7 protein-coding genes and 1 pseudogene are annotated in these 6,000 nt (G+C 47.9%); 5 read left to right on the plus strand and 3 right to left on the minus strand.

Annotated features, from left to right (window positions below; translation table 11 throughout):
• Positions 1 to 8 precede the first annotated feature (8 nt).
• The 3 genes from BUB67_RS09370 to BUB67_RS09380 are packed head-to-tail and all read left to right on the plus strand — an operon-like array spanning position 9 to position 2,376.
• A complete protein-coding gene (locus BUB67_RS09370; protein WP_073239134.1) occupies positions 9 to 1,208 on the plus strand; it encodes a homocysteine biosynthesis protein in 1,200 nt (399 codons plus the stop codon).
• A gap of 21 nt (positions 1,209 to 1,229) precedes the next feature.
• Positions 1,230 to 1,631 (plus strand): NIL domain-containing protein, encoded by a 402-nt coding sequence (locus tag BUB67_RS09375; protein WP_073239136.1) that lies wholly within the window; start codon positions 1,230 to 1,232, stop codon positions 1,629 to 1,631.
• 1 nt (position 1,632) lies between these two features.
• Positions 1,633 to 2,376 (plus strand): UPF0280 family protein, encoded by a 744-nt coding sequence (locus BUB67_RS09380; protein WP_073239138.1) that lies wholly within the window; start codon positions 1,633 to 1,635, stop codon positions 2,374 to 2,376.
• 222 nt (positions 2,377 to 2,598) lie between these two features.
• Here the strand turns inward: BUB67_RS09380 and BUB67_RS09385 are convergent, their stop codons facing one another.
• Positions 2,599 to 3,837, minus strand: coding sequence for an IS110 family RNA-guided transposase (locus BUB67_RS09385; protein WP_073239140.1), 1,239 nt, complete (start codon positions 3,835 to 3,837; stop codon positions 2,599 to 2,601).
• Positions 3,838 to 4,136: 299 nt separating this feature from the next.
• Between BUB67_RS09385 and BUB67_RS09390 the strand changes: the two genes are divergently transcribed.
• Together BUB67_RS09390 and BUB67_RS09395 are read left to right on the plus strand one after the other, a co-directional pair.
• Positions 4,137 to 4,361 carry a hypothetical protein gene (locus BUB67_RS09390; protein ID WP_073239142.1) on the plus strand — a complete coding sequence of 75 codons (225 nt, stop codon included), beginning with the start codon at positions 4,137 to 4,139 and terminating at the stop codon, positions 4,359 to 4,361.
• Between the two features lie 103 nt (positions 4,362 to 4,464).
• Positions 4,465 to 4,884, plus strand: a complete 420-nt coding sequence (locus BUB67_RS09395) for a ferritin-like domain-containing protein (RefSeq protein ID WP_073239144.1) — start codon at positions 4,465 to 4,467, stop codon at positions 4,882 to 4,884.
• Positions 4,885 to 4,982: 98 nt separating this feature from the next.
• On the opposite strand, the gene BUB67_RS17405 is transcribed toward BUB67_RS09395, so the two are convergent.
• Together BUB67_RS17405 and BUB67_RS16715 are read right to left on the minus strand one after the other, a co-directional pair.
• Positions 4,983 to 5,249: an MgtC/SapB family protein gene (locus tag BUB67_RS17405; protein WP_420795743.1), complete on the minus strand. Its 267-nt coding sequence runs from the start codon at positions 5,247 to 5,249 to the stop codon at positions 4,983 to 4,985.
• Positions 5,250 to 5,806: 557 nt separating this feature from the next.
• Positions 5,807 to 6,000, minus strand: a pseudogene (locus tag BUB67_RS16715) (IS110 family transposase); the annotation flags it as partial.

Below are 6,000 nucleotides of genomic sequence, written 5' to 3' on the forward strand. Positions count from 1 at the left end.
GGACCAAAATGGGTGTTGAACGTACCTACAAGGAAATTAATGCCCGCATCAAAGCGGGCAAAGCGGTGGTTCTCACCGCGGAAGAAGTCATAGGAAAAGTCAGGGAACAGGGACTGGCCAAAACCGCTGCAGAGGTAGACGTAGTTACCACGGGAACCTTTGGTCCCATGTGTTCCTCGGGCGCTTTTTTAAACTTTGGTCATTCTTCGCCCCGTATTCGCATGAGCAAGGTTTGGCTTAACGGAGTTCCGGCCTATACCGGCATCGCTGCGGTGGATGCTTACATTGGAGCCACCGAGATTGCGGAGGATGATCCCGCCAATAACAATTACCCCGGTGAGTTCCGTTACGGCGGGGGTCATGTCATTGAAGACCTGGTGGCGGGCAAACCTGTAAAACTGGAGGCGTTATCCTACGGCACCGATTGCTATCCACGCAGGGAGATTGAGACCACCGTTACCATAAATGACATCAACGAGGCCATTTTATTTAACCCCCGCAATGCTTACCAGAATTATAACTGTGCCGTAAACTTAAGCGATAAAACCATCTATACCTATATGGGGACCCTGAAGCCCCGGCTGGGCAATGCCAACTACTCCACCTCCGGTCAATTGAGTCCGCTGATGAAGGACCCCAACTTTGCCACCATCGGCATCGGCACCCGGATTTTCCTGGGCGGGGGTATCGGCTATGTGGTCTGGAACGGCACCCAGCACTTCCCCGGCTGGCTGAAAGACGGTGAGGGGAACATCATAGGCTCCGCCGGCGGCACCCTTGCGGTACTGGGAGATCTTAAACAAATGAAACCGCAGTGGCTCCGGGGGACCAGCTTCCAGGGCTACGGCGCCACCTTGACGGTGGGTCTGGGCATTCCCATTCCTATCCTCAATGAAGAAATTTTAAGGTATGCGGCGTTGTCTGATGAAGAACTGCATGCTCCGGTGGTGGACTACAGCGAAGGCTATCCCAACCGGGTGGCCGGCAACCTGGGTCTGGTCAGCTACGCCCAGTTGAAATCCGGCAAGATCATTGTTCAAGGGAAAGAAGTGCCCACCGCGCCCCTTTCCAGCTACCCCAAGGCCCGGGAAATCGCCCACATTCTGAAACAATGGATTCAAAAGGGCGACTTCCTGTTGGGCGAACCGGTACAGCTGCTGCCCGGGCCTGCTGCCGGGTTGACCGGTAAGGTTCTGGAAATCAAGTAACGGAGGAAAGGAGTGGTTTTCATGGCGCCTCATAAAATTGTTTTGCGCTTCACTTCCAGCACATCGGACCGGCCTATAATCTATCACCTGGTGAAGGACTACGATCTGGTGGTTAACATCGTAAAAGCCAAGATTAACCCCCACCTGGAAGGAACGATGGTTTTAGACCTGGATGGGGAAAGATACGAAGAAGGAATCCAATACCTGCGCGATCAGGGGATTAGCGTGCATCCCCTGACCCAGGAAGTGGTTCGCAACCATGACCGCTGTACCAGCTGCGGCGCCTGTACCGTACACTGCCCCGCCGGCGCCCTTTACATCGAGCGCCCCTCCATGGAGGTACAGTTTAACGGCGATAAATGCGTGGTCTGCCTGCAGTGTTTAAAGGTTTGCCCGGTCCGGGCCATGGAGGTAAGAATTTAGCTTGGATTATACCGAACGCACTTACCGTTCCCTGCACCGCCAGGGGGATCTCATCCATTTTCAAGTGGCGGTTCGGGAGACCGACTTGGATATCGGTGTACGGCGGGAACGTTTTTCGCCGGAACTGGCCCGCTGGGTGGAAGAGCTGGTAAGAAAAGAGCGGGCATTGCTGGAGGAATACATTAGCAAGGATCCGGCTTTTAAAACCAGTCTGGTTCCCCATCCAACGGAGGCCGGCGCCCCTCCCCTGGCGGTGGAGATGGCCGAGGCGGCCCGGTTGGCCGGGGTGGGGCCCATGGCCGCGGTGGCCGGGGCCTTTGCCCAGCTGGTGGGGAAAGCTCTGGCCCGGCGTTCCCGGGACGTCATTGTGGAAAACGGCGGCGACATTTTTATTAAGACCGCCCGGCCCAGAAAAGTCGGTATCTTTGCCGGGCCTTCTCCCTTTACCCACCGGATTGCCCTGGAAATACAGCCGGGCCAGACCCCGCTGGGGATCTGCACTTCCTCGGGCACCGTGGGCCATTCCTTGAGTTTCGGTAAGTCCGATGCCGTCGTCATTTTAGCGCCTTCCGCTCCGCTGGCGGACGCGGTGGCCACGGCGGCCGGCAACCTGGTACAAAGGGAAGAGGATGTGCAAAAGGCGGTGGATTTTGCCGCCGCCGTCCCGGGGGTCATGGGCGCTGTGGCCATTAAAGGAGAAAAACTGGCCGCCTGGGGGCAGATCAAGTTGGTACCCATGGGTTGAGAAGTGAGAGGACGCTTCGCTTCTCACTTTGTTTTATTTGTAAGATAATCACTGGAAACAACCCTGGCGTTACGAATTTTTCGTAGTATAATGGATAAAAAAATAGGTGGTGTAAGTCTGAAACCAGCTCCACGGGGGGCACAAACTAAAAAAGAGCATAGCAAACAGACCATCCATGGGACAGTCTTTAAAAAATGAATAGTGACAACTTGTGTATTTCCATCAATCCTTAACTACAGAGTACCCGTGTCTACGTGCTATAAGAATAGCCTGTTCTACTGTGATTTCACGAGATGCAGGAAAAGGTTCAGCTTTCTTATAAAGCTCGGGATTATAAGGTTCACCTTTCTTAAGGATGTGATAAATGGCAGTAAGCAACATTCGTGCAATAGCTATAATAGCACGCTTATGGCCACGCCGCTTTTTGATGGATAAATAGCGGCCCTTGATTTCAGGGTGTTTATCACTTTTAACAACAGCGTTGGCGCACTGTACTAAAAGTGGTTTGATATAAACACCGGCACGAGATATGCGAACAGAATGTTTTTTGCCCGCACTCTCGTTGTTTTGAGGAGTCACTCCTGCCCAGGAACACAAGTGTTTGGCTGTAGGGAACACAGACATATCAGCACCGATTTCTGAAATTATAGCGATTGCAGAAAAGGGATTTTTGATACCTGGTACAGTGGACACTAAAGTACGTTCCTTGGCATAAGGCTCTGAGAGCGATAGAATTAAGGATTCAAGATTGGACTTACACTTTTCCAATCCGTCGTAATGCTGAAGGATAATATTCATTTTTTGCTGTTGCTCGGGTGTAATTATCCCGTCTAAAGCAAGGCGGATCTTATCCACCTTATCCAGCATGGATGGGTGAAGAAGAGGAACAAAATCGAAATCCTTATCATCAGGATTTTCAAGCAAGTAGTCAATGATTCTCATTGAACTCTTACCGAAAGTATCAGATACCACGTTGGCGAGCTGGATATTTGATACAGTAAGACAATTTTGAATCCGGTTCTTCTCGCTGGAACTAAAGTTTGTTAGTTTGAAACGATAACGCATCAAGTCACGCAATTGACGAATTGGAAGGGGCGGCATAAAGCTTCCGGCAACAAGGTCGTGCTTAAACAGGTCGGCAATCCACTTGGCATCCTTTTTATCGGTTTTCTTACCGCGAATCGCCTTGACATACTTTGGATGAGCCAGTGTAATTTTACAGGTGGCTTCCAAAATATTGTACACAGGTACCCAATACTTGCCGGTGGATTCCATGCAAACATGCGTGCAGGAATTGGAGGAAAGCCACTCCGACAGCTTTCGCAAATTGTTTGTGAAGGTAGAAAAGCGTCTGGACTTGTAAGTGGTAACACCTTTGTCATTGGTAAAGGCAATACAAGCAACAAGAAACTTTTTGTGGACATCAATTCCACAACAGATGGGGTAAACGATTTTTAACATTAAAGTCTCCCTTCGTAAGAAATTATTGAGAAAAGCAGGCATTGACTGACTGTCCAGCTATAAACGAGTTGTTTATACAAAGATAAGTCTTCGTGCTCTGAAGGCACACTTATTTGTGCTTGAAAGGACAGTCTACACATATAAAAATACGGTCTACTCCCAAAGGAACAGCGCACTCACCTCCACGTGATTTGTAGTTGCCTGTTATCTCAATAAGATAGTTTTAAAACAAAACAAGCTCATAGACAACGTTTCATTCCGTTTTGTGCCTTGAGCTTGCGAAAGGAATGGTTATAACTATGAAAAAACCCGTCTGTCCCATTTGTGATGTGGAAATGGTGATGATTATGTCCGAAGACAGCCAGAACAAAGAGCCTCAAATTTTCGCCCTCAACGAACTGGTCCGCAAGCCCGACGGTACCTATGGAATCAACCCGGAGCGTGGACTGCCGGTGGTCATCACGCTGTGTGAGTCCTGCGGCTATATAATGCCGTTTTCTGCCCATAAGTTAAACCTGGAGTAACCGCCATCATACGAAAGCAAGAGAATTGCAAGACTTTTGTTATGGTAATTATTCAGAAACAGCATTACAATATACTTGATGAATTCAGTTAGGGGGGACGGAGATGCGTTTAACAATCAACGACATTTTAGATGTGGCAATAAAGTCTGAAGAAAGCAGCTGTAAATTTTACAAGGACATGGCGTGTAAAGCCAAAAATCCGGATACTGTGAAAATATTGGAGAAACTGGCCCGGGACGAGCAGGACCACCTGGATTACCTGTTGTGGTTAAAGTCCGGTGAGCCTATCAACGAAGAAGTCTACTTCGATGGTTTTGAAGAGGCCGGAGCGTTAAACCCGGACATGACACCCAAAGAAGTTCTGACGGTGGCCATGCAGCGGGAAGGCGCCGCTGCCAAGATGTACCGCCGGATGGCGGATATTTTTAAGGCACAGCCCGATAAGCACTTTGTCTTTGAACGCATGGCCCGGGATGAAGACCATCACGGCGACGCCATCGCCAAAATTATGGAACAATTTTAATTTTATTGTAGTAAAAAACTCCTTCAAAAAACCTTGAAGGAGTTTTTTCATCGGGCCAAAATTTCTCCGGTTACGTTTAAGGCATAATCATGTGGGCTTCACTGACCCATCATTATGGATAAACTGACAAAAAGAAAGGACCCGGTGCAAACTAAAACGTTGGTTCTAACACCGGCCATTATATACCTTTTTTGCCTTTCCAGGCCTATAATGCCTCCCAAAATAAAGGCTAATACAATTCCGACAACCAAAAAATTGAGACCCAATGCTATCCCTACTCGAAAAACAAGCAGCAGCGTTGCGCAAGGCCGGGGACAGCCCGGAAAAAAACCTACACTACCTTTCTGGCCAGCTGATGATAGCAACCATAATAAACCTAGTCCCCAAAATGGACATGGGCTTCAGTTAATGATAAACTAGGATAGAGAAACAAAAAAATATTCCTATCCTGAAAATATAATTTTCATCCTTCTGCTGGTGCCGCTTTAGCGGCAAGGGGGTCTCTGGGGAAATAATTTAGCTTGAAAAAAAGTGAAGATGAAAATATTATATTATTAACGATTAGTAGTTGTCGTCGATCTATAATAGCGCAAAAGTCCCTGGGGATCGACGACAACCTGAAAACAAAAGACCTAAGTAATACGCGGGTTTTTAATTTGGTTAACATCAAACACCGTTTAGGCTGGATATATAAAACCCTTATTTTTAGGGCTTTCTGATGGGTTTTTAGCCTACCTATGAGGAATTGAAACCCCGCCTTGTCTGCGTCTTTCTACCTTCCAAAATTGCGTTTTTAGCCTACCTATCCTGAAAATTAAAGCAACATGGCCATGAAAAAGACAATAACAAACTAACCCGGACTAACCTTTTTTTAAAAACACGGTTCCGGATAGCAGAAGGATAATATGTTAACCAAGAGAAATTAGGCTACTGATTCAACAATGACCGTGACTCCAAGCGATTCTAGCTTCTTGATGGACTGCTTAATAACAGTATCACGTTTGCGTTCTTCATAATAAGATGGACCAAGCTCAATATATGGCTGCTTACGTTTTAAAATATGGTAGACTATGGTTAAGATGCTATGGGCAACTGCTACGGCGGCTCGGTTGGCAC

The sequence above is a fragment of the Desulforamulus putei DSM 12395 genome, from assembly GCF_900129195.1.
Classification (GTDB): Bacteria; Bacillota; Desulfotomaculia; order Desulfotomaculales; family Desulfotomaculaceae; genus Desulfotomaculum; species Desulfotomaculum putei.

Coding starts and splice junctions, on each gene's coding strand:
- BUB67_RS09385 (WP_073239140.1), bottom strand. CDS start 3,837: ATGTTAAAAATCGTTTACCCCATCTGTTGTGGAATTGATGTCCACAAA.
- BUB67_RS09390 (WP_073239142.1), top strand. CDS start 4,137: ATGAAAAAACCCGTCTGTCCCATTTGTGATGTGGAAATGGTGATGATT.
- BUB67_RS09395 (WP_073239144.1), top strand. CDS start 4,465: ATGCGTTTAACAATCAACGACATTTTAGATGTGGCAATAAAGTCTGAA.
- BUB67_RS09370 (WP_073239134.1), top strand. CDS start 9: ATGGGTGTTGAACGTACCTACAAGGAAATTAATGCCCGCATCAAAGCG.
- BUB67_RS09375 (WP_073239136.1), top strand. CDS start 1,230: ATGGCGCCTCATAAAATTGTTTTGCGCTTCACTTCCAGCACATCGGAC.